At 56.7% G+C, this 21,553-nt stretch carries 17 protein-coding genes and 1 tRNA gene; 13 read left to right on the top strand and 5 right to left on the bottom strand.

What is annotated here, in order from left to right; genetic code table 11:
- Positions 1-27 precede the first annotated feature (27 nt).
- Positions 28-2,448: a DEAD/DEAH box helicase gene (locus BUA44_RS13090; RefSeq protein WP_255370563.1), complete on the bottom strand. Its 2,421-nt coding sequence runs from the start codon at positions 2,446-2,448 to the stop codon at positions 28-30.
- A gap of 228 nt (positions 2,449-2,676) precedes the next feature.
- On the opposite strand from BUA44_RS13090, the gene BUA44_RS13095 reads away from it, so the two are divergent.
- Positions 2,677-2,761, top strand: a tRNA-Ser gene (locus BUA44_RS13095).
- A 268-nt stretch (positions 2,762-3,029) separates the two neighbouring features.
- Here the strand turns inward: BUA44_RS13095 and BUA44_RS13100 are convergent.
- Positions 3,030-4,202 (bottom strand): TraB/GumN family protein, encoded by a 1,173-nt coding sequence (locus BUA44_RS13100; protein ID WP_072812872.1) that lies wholly within the window; start codon positions 4,200-4,202, stop codon positions 3,030-3,032.
- Between the two features lie 154 nt (positions 4,203-4,356).
- Between BUA44_RS13100 and BUA44_RS13105 the strand changes: the two genes are divergently transcribed.
- The 10 genes from BUA44_RS13105 to BUA44_RS13150 all read left to right on the top strand — a co-directional run bounded on the left by BUA44_RS13105 (position 4,357) and on the right by BUA44_RS13150 (position 14,996).
- On the top strand, positions 4,357-4,962 hold the full coding sequence (locus tag BUA44_RS13105; protein WP_072812875.1) for a hypothetical protein: 606 nt from the start codon (positions 4,357-4,359) through the stop codon (positions 4,960-4,962).
- Between the two features lie 58 nt (positions 4,963-5,020).
- Positions 5,021-5,461, top strand: coding sequence for a hypothetical protein (locus tag BUA44_RS13110; RefSeq protein WP_072812877.1), 441 nt, complete (start codon positions 5,021-5,023; stop codon positions 5,459-5,461).
- Between the two features lie 29 nt (positions 5,462-5,490).
- Positions 5,491-6,159, top strand: coding sequence for a (d)CMP kinase (gene cmk, locus BUA44_RS13115; protein ID WP_072812879.1), 669 nt, complete (start codon positions 5,491-5,493; stop codon positions 6,157-6,159).
- Between the two features lie 36 nt (positions 6,160-6,195).
- Positions 6,196-7,986: a 30S ribosomal protein S1 gene (gene rpsA, locus BUA44_RS13120; RefSeq protein ID WP_072812881.1), complete on the top strand. Its 1,791-nt coding sequence runs from the start codon at positions 6,196-6,198 to the stop codon at positions 7,984-7,986.
- Between the two features lie 249 nt (positions 7,987-8,235).
- Positions 8,236-9,630, top strand: coding sequence for a bifunctional phosphopantothenoylcysteine decarboxylase/phosphopantothenate synthase (locus tag BUA44_RS13125; protein WP_072812883.1), 1,395 nt, complete (start codon positions 8,236-8,238; stop codon positions 9,628-9,630).
- A 6-nt stretch (positions 9,631-9,636) separates the two neighbouring features.
- The gene (locus BUA44_RS13130; RefSeq protein WP_072812885.1) at positions 9,637-10,572 is read left to right on the top strand and encodes a uracil-DNA glycosylase family protein; all 936 of its coding nucleotides are present in this window, start codon (positions 9,637-9,639) and stop codon (positions 10,570-10,572) included.
- Between the two features lie 47 nt (positions 10,573-10,619).
- On the top strand, positions 10,620-12,044 hold the full coding sequence (gene dnaB / locus BUA44_RS13135; RefSeq protein WP_072812888.1) for a replicative DNA helicase: 1,425 nt from the start codon (positions 10,620-10,622) through the stop codon (positions 12,042-12,044).
- Between the two features lie 2 nt (positions 12,045-12,046).
- Entirely contained in the window at positions 12,047-12,829 is a 783-nt protein-coding gene (locus BUA44_RS13140) for an MlaE family ABC transporter permease (RefSeq protein ID WP_072812891.1), read from the top strand.
- A gap of 15 nt (positions 12,830-12,844) precedes the next feature.
- Positions 12,845-13,633, top strand: a complete 789-nt coding sequence (locus BUA44_RS13145; RefSeq protein ID WP_072812894.1) for an ABC transporter ATP-binding protein — start codon at positions 12,845-12,847, stop codon at positions 13,631-13,633.
- Between the two features lie 118 nt (positions 13,634-13,751).
- A complete protein-coding gene (locus BUA44_RS13150) occupies positions 13,752-14,996 on the top strand; it encodes a hypothetical protein (RefSeq protein ID WP_072812897.1) in 1,245 nt (414 codons plus the stop codon).
- Between the two features lie 140 nt (positions 14,997-15,136).
- On the opposite strand, the gene BUA44_RS13155 is transcribed toward BUA44_RS13150, so the two are convergent.
- Positions 15,137-16,051 (bottom strand): porin family protein, encoded by a 915-nt coding sequence (locus tag BUA44_RS13155; RefSeq protein WP_072812900.1) that lies wholly within the window; start codon positions 16,049-16,051, stop codon positions 15,137-15,139.
- Positions 16,052-16,167: 116 nt separating this feature from the next.
- On the opposite strand from BUA44_RS13155, the gene BUA44_RS13160 reads away from it, so the two are divergent.
- Together BUA44_RS13160 and BUA44_RS13165 are read left to right on the top strand one after the other, a co-directional pair.
- A complete protein-coding gene (locus BUA44_RS13160) occupies positions 16,168-16,515 on the top strand; it encodes an ArsR/SmtB family transcription factor (RefSeq protein ID WP_072812942.1) in 348 nt (115 codons plus the stop codon).
- Between the two features lie 2 nt (positions 16,516-16,517).
- Positions 16,518-17,984: an SO_0444 family Cu/Zn efflux transporter gene (locus tag BUA44_RS13165; RefSeq protein ID WP_072812902.1), complete on the top strand. Its 1,467-nt coding sequence runs from the start codon at positions 16,518-16,520 to the stop codon at positions 17,982-17,984.
- Between the two features lie 63 nt (positions 17,985-18,047).
- Here BUA44_RS13165 and ispD read toward each other — a convergent pair whose 3' ends face one another.
- Together ispD and BUA44_RS13175 are read right to left on the bottom strand one after the other, a co-directional pair.
- Positions 18,048-18,767, bottom strand: a complete 720-nt coding sequence (gene ispD / locus BUA44_RS13170; protein WP_072812904.1) for a 2-C-methyl-D-erythritol 4-phosphate cytidylyltransferase — start codon at positions 18,765-18,767, stop codon at positions 18,048-18,050.
- A 90-nt stretch (positions 18,768-18,857) separates the two neighbouring features.
- Positions 18,858-21,476, bottom strand: a complete 2,619-nt coding sequence (locus BUA44_RS13175; RefSeq protein ID WP_072812908.1) for a DEAD/DEAH box helicase — start codon at positions 21,474-21,476, stop codon at positions 18,858-18,860.
- Positions 21,477-21,553 lie beyond the last annotated feature (77 nt).

Raw genomic sequence — 21,553 nt, forward strand, 5'->3', positions numbered from 1 at the left:
GACTAATATAATTCTTTTTCGAAAAACTTATACACGTCCGAATCGCCTTGTCTTGCGGAAAGGCCTGTCGCCGAAGCTGCGCTCGTCGTGATCCTTGCGGAACGGGCGGTCTTCGAATTTGCCCGGCTTGCGGTCGGCGAACATCTTTTCGCGGCGTGCCTTGCGGTTCTCGAACGGACGGTCTTCGCCGAATTTTTTTCCGTGGTGATCGCCCCGGCCAAAGTCGTGACCACCGCGATGGAACCCGCGGCGGCTTTCCCTGCTTTCGCGCGGGCCTGCGGGCGGCTCGTCGGTCATGAGGCGGAACTTGGAATCGTTTCCGCGGATTGTCATTCCAGACAAGATATCAAGAACTTCCTGCGGGAGCGTCTCGGGCAGTTCGACGGTACTGAACCTGTCGAAGAGCTTGATGCGCCCGATGTTGCTGCTGCTGATGTTGCCTTCGCCGGCGATGGCGCCCACAATATCCTTCGGGGTCACGCGGTCCATGCGGCCCACGCCCATGTAGTAGCGCAGGAACCCTTCTTCCACGCCGTTGCTGCCTTCCTTGCGTTCCTTACGCAGGCGGCTCTTTTCTTCGTTCGTAAAGTCGCCGGCGGATTTATCGGAATCTCGCCCGAGGAAATCCCTCCCGCCACGGTTCTTTTCGCGCGGGGCGTCAAGCGGCTTGAGTTCCGGGAACAGCGGCTGCTTCTTCTGCCAGATTTTGATGACGGCGGCGGCGATGTCGATGGCGGTCAGAGGTTCGGCGCCTTCAGTAGCGGTTGTTGAACTTTCCGCGACCATGCTTTCCACGAGTTCCTTGAACTTCTCGAGTTCGCCGGTGTCGATGACGCTCCTGATCTTTTCCTTGAAGGCGGCGACGCGCTTTGCACTGATGACTTCGGCGGTCGGTAAATCCATCACTTCGATGGGCTGGCGGGTGGCCTTCTCGATGGTCTTGAGCATGCGCTTTTCGCGCGGGGTGATAAAGAGGATTGCGTTCCCGCTTCGCCCGGCGCGGCCGGTACGGCCAATGCGGTGCACGTAAGATTCCGTGTCGTAGGGAATGTCGTAGTTTACCACCAGCGAGATGCGGTCCACGTCGATGCCACGGGCGGCCACGTCGGTGGCGACGACGATATCGAGCTTGCCCATCTTGAGGCGGTTGATGGTGCGCTCGCGCATGGACTGCGCCAGGTCGCCGTTGAGCGGGGCCACGTTGAACCCGCGGCTTTCGAGCTTCTCGGCGACTTCAGTGGTGTTCTGCTTGGTGCGCACAAAGATCAGCACACCGTCAAAGTCTTCGCCTTCGAGCACGCGGGCGAGCGCCTCGATCTTGTGCTCGTTCTTCACCAGCAGGTAACGCTGGCGGATGTTCTCGACGGTCGTCGTCTTGCCTTCGATGCGGGCCTCTTCGTATTCGCCCAAATGCTGGTCGATAATTTTCTTCACGTCGGCAGGCATCGTGGCGCTAAAGAGCGCGCGCTGTGCGTCGGCCGGGATTTCCTTCAGGATGGTTTCCACATCTTCCATAAATCCCATGTCAAGCATTTCGTCGGCCTCGTCGAGCACGATGGCCTTCACGCTTGAAAGCACGATGGAACCGCGTTTGATATGGTCGATGAGTCGGCCCGGTGTTGCGACCACGATGTTCGCCTGGCGCTTGAGGGCGCGCAACTGCACTGCGATATCCTGCCCGCCGTAGACGGGAACCACGTGTACCTTCGGCATCTTCACCGCGTACTGCTGGATGGCTTCCGCCACCTGGATGGCAAGTTCGCGCGTCGGCGTCAGCACGAGCATGGATGTCTCGTGCCCGTTGAAGTTGAGCCTGGAAAGCAGCGGGAGCGAGAACGCGGCCGTCTTGCCGGTGCCGGTCTGAGCCGTACCGAGCAGGTTTGCACCCTGCAACAGTGCGGGAATCGCCTTCGCCTGGATGGGGGAGGGCGTCTCGTAGTTCATCGCCTTGATGGCTTCGAGAACTTCGTCCGCGAGTCCTAGATCTTCGAAGGTTACGAGTGCTTCGTCGGCGGGGTTGTCATCGTCGGAAGATTGTTCGATATCCGTGTTGTCTTCCTCGGCAGTAGCGTTGTCATGTCCGGCTTGACCGGACATCTCCTTTTCAACAGTCTGATCCGCGCAGTCCTTCTTCGACACGGCGTATTCTTCGTCCGATGCCGATGAAGTTGCCGAACAGTCTTCGTCAAGTTCCTGTTCGACTTCGCCTTCCTCGATTTCGACTTTCGTGCCGACATCGATGGCGGATTTGGGACCCTTCTTCAGCACGTCGCCTTCTTCGTCGACTACGACTCCGTTCGGGTTCAGTGCGAGGAATGCTGCCTCGTCGGCTTCGTCTTCGTCCGCACCGCCAGCAAGAGCGCTTAGGAAAGCGTCCGCTTCACGTGCTATTTTGGAATTCGGGTTAATATCTTCTTCGGGAATACGTTCTTCGGTATTCTTAGTCATGATGCGCCTTCAGGACCCGTAAACTTCATCTGCGGCCCATGCCGCACTATCGATTGGTTCTTGTGCCGGTTACCCGGCTGAACCTTGAAAAGCCCCGAAGCGCACTCGCGCTCATAAACCTGAAGTCTGTTGGATCCTTTTATGGATTCGGGGCCAAATGTAGAAATAAGGCTGGTTGTTTCAAAGGGTAGACAAAAGATTAAAACTTTACTACATTATGCGAACCTTGGAGAGATGCCAGAGTGGTCGATTGGGCCGGTCTCGAAATCCGGAGACTGTCACAGGTCCGAGGGTTCGAATCCCTCTCTCTCCTTGAAACGAAAACGAGGCTGAAAAGCCTCGTTTTTGTTTCAATAGGCAAGGAAGGGTATGAGAACCCTCGCAGAGGGTTCGATTGACTGCGGGTGAGCGAAGCGAACCAGACGCAGTCAAGGATTACGGCCATGGGCCGTAACCCGTAGGGCAACAAACGAATGTAATGAGTTTGTTGTCCTATCCCTCTCTCTCCTGAAAGGAGGGGAGGGAGAGACGACTAACGAAGTGACGTCGATGTCCTATCCCTCTCTCGAAGAGAGTGCGTACTAGAATGCCTGGTATATCTGGAATATCGCGAGAATCTTCCCGATAATCGCCGGAATGCCCGGACACAGGAAGCACAGGATTACGCGGGTCACGCGGTTCTTCCACCAGCGCTTCACCTGCCAGATGTCGTCGGAGAGCGTCTCCATCTCGGACACGCGCGGCGGCCTCATGTACACTTGCGTAAGCGCGGTAAAGAACCCGACGCCGATAAGCGGCGTGAGCCCCGTGAACGGTGCGGCGACCAGCGCCACCAGGATGGTGAGCGGGTGCCCGCCCGCGATAATCGTGCCGAGCATGGCGCCGCCGCCCGTAAGCATCGCCCACTGCAGGCTCAGTTCGCCCGCCTTCTCGACGCCCGCCTTGTACCCCACGAAAATGATGCTTGCGACAATCGCGAGCGGGATGGCCCACCCGATAATCTTCCAGATGGGAGCGCCCTTCGGGATAACGCTGATGGATTCCTCGCTCGGGAGTTCTTTGTCGCCTTCAATGATGCCCGCGATTCCCTTCATGTGGCCCGCACCCACGACCGCGACGACCTTCTGGCCCGGAGCGTTCTTGATTTTGCTCGCGAGGAACTGGTCGCGCTCGTCGATAAGCACCTGCTTCACTTCGGGGAAACTCTTGCCGAATTCCTGCATCATGGAGTTGAGGGCGTCCTGCTCCTTGATTTTCGCGAGTTCCTCCTCGCTGATTTCCGTCTTGTCGAAGATGCTTGCGAATAGCCCGCCCAGCAAACTGAACTTGCGGTACCAGGGCGTGCAGGCCCATGTGCGGCGGAGCGTAATCTTGATGTCGCGGTCGGCGAGAACCACGGGGATTTCCTTTTCGCTTGCGAGGTCGACCGCCTCCTTGAGTTCGGACCCGGGCTTCACCCCGGTCTGTTCGCCCATCCTCTTCTGGTAAGACCCGAGCACGAGGTTCGCGATGAGGGTCGCGAGCTGCTTCTTCTTGATGACTTCCTTCAGGTCGGTCTTTTTCCAGCGTTCGGGGTCCTGGATGGATTTGGCGCGCCCTTCGTCGAGCTCGACGCAGATGGTGTCGGGTTTTTCGTTCTCGATGGTCTCGCGCACAAGTTCCTTCGATACTTTCGAGATGTGGGCCGTGCCAATAAGGACTATTTCGCGGTCATCGGAGGTCTTGATGCGGTAAATATCTGCGTTTTCACTCATATTGGGCCAGAAAATAGCAAATCTGACCTGTTTTTAGTGATTGTAAGTGCTTTTATAGCACGAAGTTATGAATTTTTTGTCTTTTTTGGATATTTTGCCGAAAAAATTGTTATATATTATGTGTGGGATAATTTTTTTACGGAGGTTTCTCCCTATGAAAAAGATATTGCTGGGTTTAGTACTTACCGCTTTCGCTTTGATCGGCTGCGCTGGCACGTCGAACGATCCGGAGGCACTCGACAAAGCCCTTGTTGGCTTTACTTCCTGTGTGCAGGGTTCCCGTTGGCAGGAAGCACTTGATTACGTGACGCCTGACGAGGCTAATCAGATTAGCCCTGACGGCTACGAATTCAAGCCCGAGTACCAGACCGCAGCTCGCCGTTTGCCGCTTTCTACCCTCCGTAAGGCAGGCTTGTCCGTAGATGGCAGGGGCCGCCTCGTGGGTATCAAGGCCGCCATGGACGAAGCCAATGAACGCTACGTCGTTTCCGAGGAACAGGCCAAGGTCGGCACGAACCTCGAAGAGATGGAACAGAAGCGCATCCAGCGCCGTCTTGAGGAAGGCCAGAAGATTCTGCAGGAAGAAGAACAGGAAGCCGAGCAGGAACAGCAGGTTGAAGTGTTCACCAACAAGCTGACCGACGAAGAAAAGCGCAAGTACGGCAGTACCCGCGACCTCCAGGCTCCGGAAGAGTTCCACGACGAGAACACCGAGGAAGCCGAAGAGCAGATCTTCAACGGCGACTACGAATCTGACTGATAGGTTGTCTGTAATCTTTTGTTCCCCGGCTCCGGTCGGGGTATTTTTTTAGGTAAGCATGGCTTTATTCTTTAGAAAGATTTTCCTGGTGGCGCTCTTGCCCCTGCTCCTTGCCGCTTGTGGCGGGGACTGGACCGCGGGTTCGCCGGATGCGGACGGGGCCCTGTTCAACAGGTCTTTCCGCTATTACTACGTGATGGACTGCCGCTACGACAGTTTCGGGCTGTACGACTGCAGTTACGAGGAGCCGGTGAGCCCCGCCTACACGGCCTCGCTCCGGATTGATTCCGACGGGTTCGCCTCGCTCAACCTGGACGGACGCAACAACTTCTACTACACGGAAAGGCAGTACGGCTCGGGCCACGACGACGACGGCTCGTACTACTACTTTTACGAGGACGACTACGAACTTTCGCTGTACAAGAACGGTTCGCAGCTGATTTTCTGGGATACGCGCGAAAATACGGCCACGGTCTACCTCTACGATCTTGAGTACTAGGGCAAAAATTTCTATAATTGCCCCCACTCATGAGTAGTTCTGAAAATTTTGTCATCGCCCTCGACGGCGGCTCGGGTACCGGGAAGAGCACCACGGCCAAGATTGTGGCCAAGACCCTCGGTATTACCTACCTGGATACGGGAGCCATGTACCGCGCGGTGACGCTTGCCGCCCTCGACAAGGGACTGCCGGCCGAGGAAGGCCCCGCGATGGACGAACTGCTCTCTAACCTCACCCTCGGGTTCGACTCCGAAAACCATATCCTCATCAACGGCGTTTGCCGCGAAAGCGAAATCCGCGGGATGAAGGTCTCGAGCAACGTGAGCATCTACTGCGCCCTCCCGTCTGTCCGCGCCGCGATGACCAAGCAGCAGCGCGAAATCGGCAAGAAGCAGAGCTGCATCCTGGATGGCCGCGACATCGGCACGGTAGTCTTCCCCGACGCGAAGTACAAGTTCTTCATGGTGACGGACGTGAAGGTCCGCGCCGAACGCCGCTACAAGGAACTCCTTGAAAAAGGCGAGAAGGTAACTCTTGAGGAGGTTCTCCAGAATCTGGTCGAACGCGACCGCCTGGATTCTTCCCGCGCGAACGCCCCGTTAAAGAAGGCGGACGACGCAATCGAAATTGACACTACACACATCTCAATCCAACAACAGGTTCAAAAGATTCTCGACTACGTAGGTGTAGTGGCGTAGTCCCGAGTCCTTTGATCCACAACCCCAATTAACAATATGTCTCAAAATCTCAAATTCGGAACTCAGGAAGATCTCGCCGAAATCCTCGCCGCTCAGGGCGAATGCAGCCAGGACTTCCGCAAGGCTAACGCCGATATCTATGCCGGCATGGGCTGCCTCGAACAGGGCAAGCTCGTCATGGGCAAGATCAGCCAGGTCAACGACCAGGAAGTGCTCATCGACGTGAACTACAAGTCCGAAGGTGTCATTGATCGTGCTGAATTCAAGGACACGGACTCCCTCGAAATCGGTTCCGAAATCGAAGTGTTTGTCGAGAAACTCGAAGATGAAGACGGCCGTCTCATCCTTTCGAAGCAGAAGGCCGACTTCGTGCGCGTGTGGGATCGCATCCACGCGGCATTCGAAAACAACGAAGTCGTGCGCGGTACGCTCACCAAGCGTATCAAGGGCGGTGTGGTTGTCGACCTGTTCGGCATCGACGCCTTCCTCCCGGGTTCCCAGATCGACCTCCGTCAGATCCCGGACATCAACGCTCTCATCGGCCAGGAATTCGACCTCAAGGTTATCAAGGTCAACAAGGCCCGTCGCAACATCGTCGTGTCCCGCCGCGTGGTTCTCGAAGAAGAACGCAACAAGCAGCGTGGCGACGTGCTCGAAACCCTCGAAAAGGGTCAGGTCCGCAAGGGTATCGTCAAGAACATCACCGACTTCGGTGCATTCATCGACCTTGGCGGCGTAGATGGCCTCCTCCACATCACCGACATGAGCTACAAGCGCATCAACCACCCGTCCGAAATGCTCCAGCTCGGTCAGGAAGTCGAAGTCATGGTTCTCGACTTCAACGACAAGAAGGAACGCATCTCTCTCGGCATGAAGCAGCTTAAGCCGCATCCGTGGAAGGATATCGCCGAACGTTATCCGGAAGGCGCTATCGTTAAGGGTAAGGTTGTTTCCATCACTGATTACGGTGCATTCGTCGAACTGGATTCTGGCGTCGAAGGTCTCATCCACGTTTCCGAAATGTCCTGGACGCAGCACGGCAAGCACCCCTCCAAGATCCTCTCCGTGGGTCAGGAAGTGGAAGCCGTTGTGCTCAAGGTTGAAGAAGAAGCCGAACGCATTTCTCTCGGCATGAAGCAGCTCGAAAGCGATCCGTGGGATTCCATCGAGACCGAACTTCCTCCGGGTGCACGCGTGGTTGGCGAAATCCGCAACATCGCTTCCTTCGGCGCGTTCGTCGAAATCAAGGAAGGTGTGGATGGCCTCATTCACGTGTCCGACATGTCCTGGACCAAGAAGATCACTCACCCGAACGAAATGGTCAAGAAGGGCGACAAGGTCGAATGCGTCGTGCTCGCTGTCGATAAGGAAAAGCGCCGCATTTCTCTGTCCATGAAGCACCTCACCGAAGACCCGTGGGATTCTATCGAAACCACGTTCCCGGTGGATTCCGAAGTGAAGGGCAAGATTGTCCGTATGCTCGACCGCGGCGTCGTGGTTGAACTCAACGACGGTATCGAAGGCTTCATCCCGGTCTCCAAGCTCACCGCTGAATACATCAAGGTTCCGGCCGATGCATTCAAGGTTGGCGACGAAGTCCCGGCTGTCGTGACCGAGATCGACCAGAACAACCGCAAGATCTACCTCTCCGTGGTGGATTACTTCAAGAACCGCGAATCCGCAGAACTCAAGGCTTGGATGGATTCCCACAAGCCGGGTGAATCGGGTACGACGATTGGCGAAGCTGCCGCCCCGAAGAAGAAGGCTACCAAGAAGAAGGCAGAAAAGCCGGCCGAAGACGCCGCTCCTGCTGAAGAAGCCAAGTAAGATCTCTTACTAGTTTAGAAAGTCCCGCGGGCATTAGCCTGCGGGATTTTCGTTTTTTGGGTAGCGCGAGGGGTGGATTCGCTGGTGCCTTGATTTTACCATATTTTGTTTAATTTATACGAAATTATGCAGACCAAATTGCGACAAACGCCCCCTCTGGTCTGCTTTTTCGGCAAAAAGCGAGTTCGTGCGGGCCGGGCGCGCCATCGGGAAGGGTGAAACCGCCCTAGTTTTTCTATCTTGCACTATATGAATCTTGCCGGAAAGAAAATCCTTCTGGGTGTCTCGGGCGGTATCGCGGTCTACAAGAGTTGCGAACTTTTGCGCCTGTTGCAGAAGAAGGGCGCCGAGGTGCGCGTGTGCATGACGGAGGCCGCGACGGAGTTCGTGGCGCCGCTTACGTTCGCAAGCCTCAGCAAGTGCCCCGTGTACCTGAAGAACGGTGCCGTGGAGGCGCGGCCTTTCCAGCATATTGATTTCCCGCGGTGGGCGGACCTCTACCTGGTGGTGCCCGCAACCGCGAACGTTATCGGGAAATTCGCCTGCGGTATCGCCGACGACTCGGTAAGCCTCTGCTTTATGAGCTGCACGTGCCCGCGCGTCGTTGCGCCCGCGATGAATGTGGCGATGTACAACAGCCCCGCGGTAAAACGCAACCTCGAGGTGCTGCGCGGGTTTGAAAACACGACCGTGCTTGAATCTCCCGCGGGTGAACTTGCCTGCGGCGAGGTGGGGCAGGGAAGGCTTATGGAACCGGCGGAGATTGTGAAGTGGCTGGATGGTTCGACAAGCTCACCAACCTTACCAAGGTCCCTGAGCCTGTCGAAGGGCAAAGCCCCCGAACCTCCCGCGTTCCCTGTCGCGCAGGATATCGACCCGACTCTGGATGCAACACTCCCCGGTCATGGCAAGAAGGTGCTCTTGACCGCGGGCCGCACAGAGGAGGCGATTGACCCGGTGCGCTACATCAGCAACCGCAGCAGCGGGAAGACTGCAGTGGCGCTTGCTTCCGTGTTCTACGCGAACGGTTTCCAGGTCGAAGTCGTCGCGGGCCCGATGGAGGCGGCGTTCCCGGGCGGAGTCCTGGTGACCCGCGTTAGAAGCGCCCGGGAGATGCACGACGCCGTGATGGAAAGGTTCGACCAGGCCGACGCCGTCGTGCATTGCGCGGCGGTAGCGGACTACCGCCCCGCCCACGCCGCCGATGCGAAAATCAAGGATAGCCGGAGCCAGCTTACCATAGAACTCGTGCCGAACCCGAATATTTTACGGGACTGCACCGCCGCCCGCGCATCTCGCAACCAGAATTCATCTTGCGACCAAAGCGCATCTCGCAACCAGAATGCCGGCGCATCCCATACCGGCAAAGAAGCGCCCTGCAATAAACAACAGGTCATCGTGGGGTTTGCGCTCGAGACTGACCACTTTGAACAGCATGCCGCCGAAAAGCTCGCGAAGAGCGGCGCCGACGCCCTCCTGTTGAACGCCCCGGTCGCAAGCGATTCCGGATTCGGGCACGATTGCGTGCGCTACACGCTGGTGCGCCCCGGCATGGATGTGCCCGAAATGAAGATGGGCGGTAAGGTCGACCTGGCCCAGGAAATTGTCGCATTTGTTATTGATAAACTAAGAGTATCGCGGTGAGGGAACATGCCGGAAGTATTTGACTTTGCTGAACTTCGCAAGTATCTCCGTGGGCAGATTGACATGGGGGATTCCGAGGTGTTCCTCGATGAACCGTGGACCCTCGTGAAGCGGGCCGCCCCGGCACCGTCCAGGCCGGCAATAAACACCGCGCCTTCCGTGCCCGCGAGAAACGTGGCGCCCTCCGTGCCCGCATCTGCGCAGTTCTCTCCCGTGACAAACAATCCCGCGGCAAACGTTTCTTTTGCTGCGACAAGCGCGCCTTCCGCGATAAACACGTCTGCGACAAGCGCGCCTTCCGCAAGTGCTTCGCTTGCAGGCGAATCTCCCGCCGCTTCGCTGTTCGCCCCGACGGGCGGCCTTGCGGCTCCGGCCGCCCGCCCGGTAGTCAAGAAGACAACCTCCGCGTTCGAATCTGCGGAATCGCTCGACGCCTTCTATGCGGCCATCAAGTCCGACGTGGTCTACGCGAATGTCGGCGACCTCGCGCTCTACGAGGGCCCCGCGAACCCGAAGGTCCTGCTCCTGCTGCCCGCTCCTCCGGCCCAAGGCGGCCCGTTCTTTGCTACCCCCGCGGGCGAGATGCTCGTGCGTCTCTTCGGTAGCCTCTCCATCCCGGCAGAATCGATCGGGGTCACGTTCTTCTACAAGGGCAGAACCGCGCGTAACATTCCCGCCCTGCTCGAGGCGACTCTCAAGAAGATGCTCGCGAAGGAACTCTCGTTCATCGCCCCCTCGGTCATGGTCACGTTCGGGGAACCGCTCTTTCACCAGGTATTTGGCAAGGGGAAGAATTTCGAGGAGCACGCCGGTACCGATATGGAATTTTCGGGCGTCAAGACGTGCTCGCTGGTCGATGCCTACGCCATGTCGCAGGATAAGCAGCTCAAGTGGGTTACCTGGAAGGTCCATATCCCGAAGAGCAGTTACTTCAAGGCGTAGCCCGCATACCGCAAGCCCGATAAAAATTATATTTCCTGTTGATTGTTATGCCAGAATTTGCAAAGGAAAATAATACTTACGAAGGTCGCCAGGTCCCGATGGATACCGATGCCGAGCGTTACTTGCTTGGTGGCATTCTCCGCGACCCGAATACGATTTCGCCCGCCATCGAGATGATTGCGGAAGACGACTTCTTTTACCTGGAACGCCACCAGTTGATTTGGCGTGCCATGAAGAACCTTTATAGTCGCGGTACGGCTATCGACATGCTCACGCTCCCGGCCGAACTCGAATCGATGGGCAAGCTCCGCGAGGCGGGTAACCGCGAATACATTTTTGACCTGATGGAAAGCGTCGCTTCTGCGGCGAACGTGGAGTGGAACCTCGAGCACCTGCGCAACAAGCACGTGCTCCGCAAGCTTATCAAGATGTCGTCCGAAACCATAAAGCAGGCGATGGATGCGACATCGTCGCCGGACGAGGTCCTGCAATCTGCCGAACGTTCCGTGTTTGCGATTGCCGAAAAGCAGGTGAAGAACACGCTCCGCCCCATCGAGAAGTTCATGAGCCCGCTCCTGGAGCGCCTCACTACCCGTAGGGACGGCATGACCGGCGTGCCCACGGGCCTCAAGGACCTGGATGAACTCACGAACGGCCTGCAGAATTCGGACCTGATTATCCTGGCGGCGCGCCCCGGTGTGGGCAAGACGTCGTTCGCGCTCACGATTGCCGCGAACGCCGCCATCGATTACGGCAAGCACGTGGCGTTCTTCAGCCTCGAAATGGATGGCGTGCAGCTGGCCCAGCGCTTGCTGTGTTCCCGTTCCGGCGTCGACCAGAGTAAGCTCCGCAACAACAAGTTGAACTCGGACGAGATGAACCAGCTGGTGGCACACGTGGGGCCGATCAACCAGGCTCCGCTGTTCGTGGACGACAACGCCGACCTCGGCATCATGGAACTCATGAGCAAGGCCCGAGACCTCAAGCGCAAGGGCGAACTCGATATGCTGATTATCGACTACCTGCAGCTGATGAAGACGGGCAACGAGGAAAACCGTGCTGTGGCTATCGGTGCGATTTCGCGCGGCCTCAAGATTTTGGCGAAGGAACTGCAGATTCCGGTCATCGCGCTTGCCCAGCTCAGCCGTAAGGTCGAAGAGAAGGGCCGCGACAGGCCCCAGCTCAGTGACCTTCGCGAATCGGGCTCTATCGAACAGGATGCCGATATGGTGTGGTTCGTGGAACGCCCCTACGTGCGCACCCACAAGGAAGAAGAAAAGAACAAGGCGGAACTCATCGTGGCGAAGCACCGTAACGGTTCGGTGAGGGATATCCCGCTCACGTTCATTCCCGAATGCACTACGTTCAAGGACGGCTTCGACGATTCCGGGATGGTTGGCGGAGAGGAACAGGATTACAGCTACGGCGACGACGCCTCGTTCTCGGGCCCCTCTGACTTTGGAGGGTATTAGCGATGCCCTTGCTGCTCAGGCCCATTGCGTGGATAGGTCGCGTCATCGTGGACGGCATCTCGAGCATTGGCGAGGTGCTGTGCATATTGCTGTTGACGCTCAAGCAGATGCCTCACGTGTTCAAGAACCCCGACCTTGTCGTGAAGCAGATGGTTTCCATCGGCGTGTCTAGCCTTCCGCTTTTGTTTGTGACGTCCATCTTTACCGGCATGGTGGCGACCGTTTGCGCCGAGTTCGAGTTCCAGAACCTGGTGGCCGACAAGTTTGTGGGTACTGCCGCCTGCAAGATGGTGCTTATCGAACTTGGACCCCTGCTAACTGCTATCGTGCTTTCGGGCCGCGTGGGCAGTGCCGTTGCCGCGGAACTTGGCAGCATGAAGGAGAAGGAGGAACTCGCGGCCTACACGGTGCTCGGTCTTGAGCCCTACCGCTACCTCGCCCTCCCGCGCTTTGTCGCCTTCATGACGATGATTCCTTGCCTTACCGCGATTTCGAATGCTCTCGCGCTTATCGGTGGCTGGATCGTGTGCGTGCTTGGCCTAGATATTACTACGTACACTTACACTACCGGCATGCAGTACCTGTTCGATTCCATGGACCTCTGGTCGGGCATGATAAAGTCGCTCGTGTTCGGCGTGATTATTTTTGTGCTGGGCTACTACCACGGGATTAACGCCCAGGCCGGCGCCCGCGGTGTGGGGCTTGCGACCATGAACGTCGTGGTCTCGAGCTGCCTCATGATTCTGATTTCTGACTTCATTCTCGATGCCATCATGTTCTTCTAGTTTTGCAGGTGATATATGCCAAACGTAAAGATTGACCCGAACGACATTGCCATCAGGCTCAAGGGACTCAAGAAATCCTTCGGCCCGCAGACCGTTCTCGAGGACGTGAACCTCGATATCCGGCGCGGCGAGACGATGGTCATCATCGGAAAGTCCGGTGGTGGAAAGTCGGTTATTCTTAAGCACATGATTGGCCTCTTGCAGCCCGATGGAGGCGAGGTGTCCGTCGACGGTGTGACCATCAGTACCCCGAAGTTCTTCGACACGCATACGATTCGCCGCAAGATGGGCATGCTCTTCCAGATGGGCGCGCTCTTCGATTCCATGAACACCGGCGAGAACATTGCGTTCGCGTTGCGCGAGCACCATCCGGAACTTTCCGAGAAGCAAATCCAGGACGTGGTGACCGAGAAGCTCCAGATGATCAACCTCGTGCCCGAGTTCCGCACCAAGATGCCGAGTGAACTTTCGGGCGGTATGCGCAAGCGCGTGGCGCTTGCCCGCGCGATTGCCTTGAACCCGGAAATTCTCCTGTACGACGAACCGACGACCGGCCTTGACCCCATCACGAGCGACGTGATTAACGACCTCATCCTCGACATGCAGAGCAAGCTCGGCGTGACCTCGGTGGTGGTGACCCACGACATGGTGAGCGCCTTCAAGGTGGCCGACCGCATCGCGATGCTCCTGAACGGGCGCATTATCGAGGTGGGAACGGTGGACGAAATCAAGAACACGAGCAACCCCTATGTGCACCAGTTTATTACCGGCCAGCGCAAGATTTCGGTGGACGAGGAGCAGTAGTGCGTGTTTTTGGGGCAAAAATGGGCTTTTTTGCGTGTTTTCGTTCACAAAAAAAGGATTTCCGTTACCCCTTTTGCAAATAATAATGTAATTTTCTAGGTAGAAAAAGAGGTTTTTTATGAAGAAGAAACTTTTGATAAGTTTATCGTCGTTCGGCTTGGTGGCCGGATTTTGGGCCTGCGGTGATGGTACCGTGGAACCCCTGAACGAAGAAACTGACGGATATGTCAGGGCAATGCTCGAAACGCAGTCTATCGACTTCGCTAGCCAGGTTGCCGATGCCAAGAAGAACTGTGCCGCGGATGTCATTTGCGAAAACGAGATGGCGAAGGCGCAGGGTTCGGCAATCCTGATTGAGTCGTCTTCCGCCCCGACCCCCGAATCTTCGGACGGAATTCCTCAGCCGGTATCTTCGTCTTCCTCTAGGGATTTTTTCAATAACTTCTCCTCAAGGGGCCCCATCGGCCAGCAGAGCTCGTCGTCCGTTGCTCCGGTCGTAGTCGAGTCTTCGTCGTCGGAAGTGGTTGTGCCGGCAGGCCAGTTTGGTACCTGTTTTGCAGGGTCTTCTAATGCGCCAAAGACCTCTGCGGAATTGGGCGAGACGGTTACCTGGACGTTTAAACCTAATACGGCTGTAATTAAGACTAATGAACTTTTGGCGATTACGATAAAATGGAGCTTCCCGAATGGAACGCCTGATTCGTATGCAGGTACACAAGCGAAGACCACAGGTCAGACTTCGTATTCTGTTTCGGGCACAAAGACGGCTGTTGCTTCTGTAACGGCTGGTGGAGCTACGCAGGATGTCACTTGCTCTCCGTTGAAGGTGAACGGTCAGAAGATTGAAGGTTGCAAGTGCATGCCGACGAACATAGAGCCTGATGTGTCTAAGGGAGAGTCTGCTACGTGGACTGCTAGCGGTTGTACGTCCAAGGCGAATATTACCGGCTACACGTGGAAAGGCGCTACTGCCGATGCCACGGGTCTGGTTGCTACTGCCCCGGTGACTGCGAAGGGTGATGAAGTGAAGGGCGTGTCTTTCACGGTCGAAAACGATGACAGCACTGCGGTGACAATCCAGTGTGACGATGCCAAGGCTATTGACGCAACGAAGCCGGATTTCCTAATTGAAGCCGCTAATACAGGAATAGAAGTCCCTGCTGGTGAAGCATCTATAACGATTGCGATTAGTTATGCAAATTTCAACTGCCAGCCTACAGGAAGTATGGTTGGTGGAACGATTAAATGCGGCAGTAACGTTGTAACGATTGGCGCTGCAAATGAATGGTATATAAACACACCATGTTCGGAACCCGTTGTTACAGTTAATCTGCCTGTTCCAGCTAAGTGCGCTGTTTATTAAGAGATTGACCAAACTTTATAATAAAAACCCGCTCGTCTGAGCGGGTTTTTCTGTGTCATTCCGTTGGCAAGAGTGTGTCTATGGATACACTTGCAGCTTCGCTGCTTCGGTATGACGAAGGGGCACGGGTCGATATTGGATTACATGAACCAGTAGCCGACGCCGACCTTGAAGGTCATCTGCTTGCCGCCGTCCATCGATTCAATCAGGTCGCTTTCGCAATCGGGGTACATGTCGCTGAGTCCGAGCATGAAGGCTGCGTCGATGGAGAGGCGTTCCATGATAAAGAAGCCTGCCCCGAAGAGGAGCCCGAACGTGAACCCGGCCTGTTCGATTTTCTCGTTGAATTCCATGCTCGTGGTGCCAAGTCCGCCACCCATATCGATATCCTCTTCCTCGAAGGTGACCTTGGAACTGAGGTTCAGGGTGAGCTGCACGCCAGCCGCGATGTATAGCATGTCCAGAACGGTTGCGCGCATCGTGAGCGGGATTTCGAGGTCCATCTGCTTGAACACGCGCTCGGCGGCCTCGTCGCTCTGGGTGAGGGCCGCGAAGTGGAAGTTCAGCTCGGGCACGAACTGGAGGTAGTCCACCATGGGGATGCGTCCGCGGATACCCGCATCGAAGCCGAAGCCGGCCGGGGCGTCAGTCTCGTCACCCATGTTCCAGTCCTGGGCGAGTCCGTTCAAGAAACTGTAGTTGAAGTCGATGTGCGCGCCGACGCCCATCTTGGAATTGAGCGTGTTTGTTTTTTGCGGGGCGCTTGCCGTGTTTTCTGCGTAGGCATTGTCGCTTGAGTCGTATGCGGTGCGGGTGTCGGCCTGTTCGCTGGCTGCAGGGGCGGGTTCGCTGGCCGTCTGGGCGGTAGTTTCGCTCTGTGGTTCTGCGGCCTCGTTGGACTGTTCGGCAGCTTCCTCTGCGGGCTCGGCTTCCTCAGCTTCGGTTGCTGAGCTTGTCGAAGCATCGGTCTGCTCGTCTGCGGGCCAGGCGTCTTCCTGTGCGACTGCGAGCGAGGTGGCGAGGGCGCCTGCCGCGATAATCTTGGATATATTCATGGATTCCTCCGTTATTTTGCGGTAAATGTAATAATTTCGACAGAAAGTGGGAGGGTATTTGAAAAAAGTCGTTGTATCTCTTGACAAAACAGGTGCTGATTTCTATATATGAAAATATGAATACTTGTTCATATATCAAAAACAACGGTAGGAAGGCTCAAGAACAGGACGTTTCGCTCGATACGCTTTTCGAACTTTCTGAATTCTTCAAGTTCTTTGGCGATACTACGCGCATCCGCATCATTCACCTGATGCTTTCGGGCGAACTCTCCGTGAACGAGATTGCCGAAAAACTGAACCTGGAACAGTCGGTGGTGAGCCACCAGCTGCGCATCCTCCGCACGGCGAACCTGGTAAAGCCGCGTCGCGATGGCCGCAAGATGTTCTATTCGCTCGATGACGAACATATCGGGCTCATTTTCAATACGGGCCTCACGCACATTCTCCACAAGAAGGGAAAGTAGACATGGATTCCTTCGTCGATATCTTTAAGGTCTTTGTACACGAGTTTATCACGCTGTTTTCCGAGATGGCGCCGTTCCTGCTGCTCGGTTTCTTGCTTGCGGGCATTTTGCACGTGTGGGTGCCGAACCATCTGTACGTGCCCAAGATTTCCAAGTCGAATTTCAAGTCGGTTCTGTGGGCGGCCCTGTTCGGTGTGCCGCTCCCGATTTGCAGCTGCGGCGTGATTCCCACGTCGATTGCACTCCGGAAGGAGGGGGCGAGCAAGGGGGCGAGCGTGAGCTTCCTCATTTCGACGCCTGCGACGGGTGTGGATTCTATCCTCGCGACGTATTCGCTGCTCGGGCTCCCGTTTGCGATTTTGCGCCCGATAGCGGCGTTTACGACGGCGCTTTTCGGTGGCGTGCTCACGAATTTCGTTTCTCGCGGGGAAGAAGGTGCGGTGCTTGGTGAGGCTCACCCCGAAACCATCGACTTTGACGACTGCGATACCGATCATCACTGCGGTTGCGGCCACTGCGAGGAGGACGATGACCACGACCATCACGATCATTGCGGGTGCGGCGAACATGGCTGCGGTTGTGAATCGCGCGATGTGCACCGCATGTCTTTCGGCCAGAAGGTTGTGGAAACTTTCCGCTACGGGCTCGTGAACATGGTGGGCGACGTGAGCAAGTGGCTGCTCATAGGCCTCTTGCTGGGAGCCTTGATTTCGGCGTTTGTCCCGAACGAGCTCTTCCTTGCCCTGCGTGAATATCCGCTGCTCTGTATGCTTGCCGTGCTCATGCTCGCGATGCCGATGTACACGTGTGCGACGGGGTCCATTCCGCTTGCGCTTGCGCTCGTGGCGAAGGGCATTACGCCGGGTGCGGCCCTTGTGCTGCTGATGGCAGGGCCTGCGACGAGTATCGCCTCGATGCTTGTGGTGGGGAAGGCGTTTGGCAAGCGTACCTTGATTGCGTACCTGACCTCCATTGCGCTGGGCGCGCTGTTCTTTGGCTACATTGTGGATACGCTCTTCATGGACACGTTCCTTGCGGCGATGCTCCCGCATGGCTCTGCGGAATGTCACGGGCATGGTGCGCTTGGCGTGTTTGACTATGTATGTGCGGGCTTGCTCGCAGCATTCATGATTTACGCGAAGTTCGGGCACAAGGGCTGCGGCTGTGGGCACGAACATGGTGGACATTGCGGGTGCGGCCATGACCACGAAGGAAACTGCTGCCACGAGCACGAAGAGGAATGCGATGAATGCGTTCACGTGACTTACCGCGTGAACGGCATGAGCTGCAGCCACTGCAAGGCGTGTGTCGAGAAGGCGGTTCGCGTGCTGGACGGCGTGGAATTTGCCGAGGCCGATGTCTCGAAGAAGGAACTTCGCGTGGAATGGCACGACGTACACGATATCGATGAAGGTGCGCTCAGGAAGGCAGTGGAAGAAGCCGGCTTCGAGTTTGGCGGGAAGGTTTGAAGAAAAGATGCCCGGCCAAGCCGGGCATGACGAGAACCTATTTCGCGCGGAGTGACGCTTGTATTATTTCGCGCGGCTGGCGAAAATCTCGAAGTCTTCGGGAGTGGTGAGCTTGTCGTTCGCGGCGTTGCCCTTCACGATATAGACGCTCTCGCCGAAGTATTCGAGGATGCTCGCCTCGTCGGTGGGCGTGAAGTTCAGGGGCTCTGCGGCAATGCGCGCGTAGAGCTTTTTCAGTAGCGCGATGGAGGCGGCCTGCGGGGTCTGTGCCATCCAGACGGTATTGCGGTCGATGGTGGATTCGACGCGCCCGTCCTTCGCAATCTTGATGGTATCGACGGCGGGCTTTGCCACAAGGCAGCTGCCCTTGGTTAGAAGCGTTTCGCACACGTCGCGGATGATTTCCCTGCTCACGAAGGGGCGTGCCACGTCATGGACCAGAACGAATTCCGCATTGCTCGTAAGTGCGTTCACGCCGTTCTCTACGGACTGCCAGCGCTCCGCACCGCCGACGACAATCTTCATTTTGCAGGCAATAAGTTCGCCGAGCTTGCCGGAGTGTTCGCTGTTGAAAATTTCCTTTTCGAAATGATCCTTCCAGTCGGCGGGTACGGCCATCACGACTTCGGCGATTTCTTCCATCTCGAGGAATGTCTCGAGACAGTAGCGGTAGACCGGCTTGCCGCCCAGGAGCATCAGCTGCTTGGGAATGTTGCCGCCCATGCGTTTGCCAAGGCCCCCTGCGGGGAGCACTGCCGCGAATCTGCCTTTCAAGTTCTGCATGGTGGTAAAGATATAAAAAAGAGACCCCCGCCTACGCGGGGGTGACAATGAACGTGTTAATGATGGCGCTGCACTCAGGATGACAGCATCCTACGCTTCGCCGATGCGTAGCATTTTCAGGAGCGGGATTCCGGCTTCGCGGCTGTCGGCGAGGTTTATCTCGAAATCGATGCTCCAGTCGTTGAATTCTTCCTCGTCCTGCAGCATCTGCTGTATGTGCATCACGTCGCCTTCGTAGCTGACGATGGTGTGGGCGAGTGCGCGACCTTCCACATCGAGGCGGAACTTGTGATGCTCTGCCGTGTAGGCGGCCATAATCTCGGTAAGCGTGTTTTCGGTCCACGGCTTGCCTTCGCCGTCCACGAGCATCTGGCCCTCTTCCAGGTCGTCTGCGAGGCTGTCGAGAACTGCGGCAAAGTCCTGCTTCGCGAGGTTGCCCATGATCTGGAAGATGCGCTGGCGCACCATGCCGAGGAATCGTTTCTTGTCGTAGGTGATGTCGGCGGCGGCCTTGTCCGCTCCGAACGCCTTTTCTGCCTCGTCTTCTGCCGTGCCCGATTCCAGTCGCTTCTGGTAGTCCTCGGGGTGGGCCATCTTTTCCCATTCCTCCAGCAGGCTCGAGTCGGTGCGGCGTATCATGTCGCCGAGGTAGTCTTCCATCTCGTGGAGTTCGTCATTCTTGTAGCCGTCGGGCACCGTCTGGCTCAAAACCTTATATACATAGTTGAGGTGCCGGAGCAAAATCGCTTCCATGCGCTGCAGGCCGTACTGCTTCACGTAGCCGCTGAAGGTGCTGAAGTTCTCGAACATCTCGCGCACGATGCTCTTGGGTTCCACGTTCACGTCGACCCACGGGTGCTGTTCCGCAAACTCGTTGTACGTGCCGTAGATAAACTCGCGGAGCGGCTTGGGGTACTCGACCTTCTCGATTTCTTCCATGCGCTGGTTGTATTCCATGCCCTGCGCCTTGAGTTCGTCGAGCCTTGCCGTGCGGGCCTTGTTCTGCTGGATGCGCAGAATCGCCTCCGGGTTCTCTACGATGCTTTCGCACAACGTAATTACGTCGAGTGCGTATTCCGGGCTTTCGCTGTCCAGTTTCGGGAGCGTATCTACCAGGTAGAGCGAGAGCGGCTGGTTCATCGCGAAGTCGTCCTGCAGGTCCATGTTCACGCGCAGGTGGCTGTAGCCTTCGGCTACGGGCTTCACGAACTCCACGATGTTCTTTTCCACCAGGCTTCGGAAAAGCTGGAAGGAGCGGTGCTGTAACTGCTTCTTGCTCGCTGCACTCTCGTGGCAGTCCTTGATGAGCGTGCGCATCGCCTTGCAGCCGTCGGTCTCGCGGCTCAGAATGTTCAGGAGCATCCCGTGATCTACTCGGAAGCTCGAGGTGAGTGGTTCGGGCTGCGCATCAATCAGGCGTCTGTATGTGCTCTCATCAAAGGGGACGTAGCCGTGCTCGGGCGGTTTGCGCTTCTGGAACTTCTTCCCTGTCTGGCGGCTCTTCGCCTCGAGTTTCAGGTTCTCGATTACGTGCTCGGGAGCCTGCGCCACCACGTATCCGATGTTGTCGAATCCCTTGCGCCCTGCGCGGCCCGCAATCTGGTGGAAGTCGCGCGCGGTTAATATCGCGGTCTTGTCGCCGCTGTACTTGCAGAGCTGCGTGAAGAGTACCGTGCGGATGGGGACGTTCACGCCCACGCCGAGCGTGTCGGTACCGCAGATGACTTTCAGTAAGCCTTGCTGTGCGAGCTTTTCGCAGAGGATGCGGTACTTGGGCAAAAGACCTGCGTGGTGCAGGCCAATCCCTTGCTTGAGCCAGCGCTTGACATCGGGGCCGTACGGGCTAGAGAACCGCACTTCCTTGATGGCTTCGTTTATCTTGACCTTCTCTTCCTTGGTGCAGAGGTCGAGACTCATGAAGTTCTGCGCGTTGCTTGCCGCAGCCGCCTGAGTAAAGTGAACTACATATACGGGCGCCTTGCCCTCGTTCACGAGCTTCTGCACTTCGGTCGAAATTTCGGTGGTGCTGTAGCTGAAATCGAGCGGGACGGGCCTCTGCGAGGAACGGACGGTGACCGACTGCCTGCCGGTATGCTTCGTCATCTCGCATTCAAAAAATTCAGTTGCGCCGACGGTCGCGCTCATCAGGAGGAATCGAGATTGCGGGAGCGTCAAGAGCGGTATTTGCCAGGCGACTCCGCGTTCGCGGTCGGAATAGTAGTGGAATTCGTCCATCACTATATCGGTAATCGTGAGTTTCTCGCCTTCGCAGAGCGCCATGTTGCTTAAAATTTCTGCGGTGCAGCACAGGATGGGGGCGTCGCGGTTCACGGTCGCATCACCGGTAGAAAGCCCCACGTTCTCGGGCCCGAATTCCTTGCAGAGTGCCATCCACTTCTCGTTCACGAGCGCCTTGATGGGGCAGGTGTACACGCTCTTGCGGCCATGCGCGATGCTGTCGAAATGGAGCGCGAGTGCGACCATCGACTTGCCCGAACCTGTGGGCGTGTTCAGGATAACGTTCTTTCCGTCCAGAAGTTCGAGGATGGCCTCTTCCTGCGCGGGGTAGAGCGTTGTCCCGCTGGACTGCGCCCATTCCATGAATGCTTCCAGGATGTCCTCGGAAGCGGGCGCAGAGAGGCCTCCTGCCGGGTTTGCGGTGAATCTTGCAATGAAATCCTTGAGTGTGGCCTTGTTTTGCTCTGCCATAATGCGCAAAGATAGTTCTTTTGTCCCGACTGTAATTTTAAGATTTCTATTATTTTGAAAAAATAAAAGGAACCTAG

Source organism: Fibrobacter sp. UWR3 (genome assembly GCF_900143055.1).
Lineage (GTDB): Bacteria > Fibrobacterota > Fibrobacteria > Fibrobacterales > Fibrobacteraceae > Fibrobacter.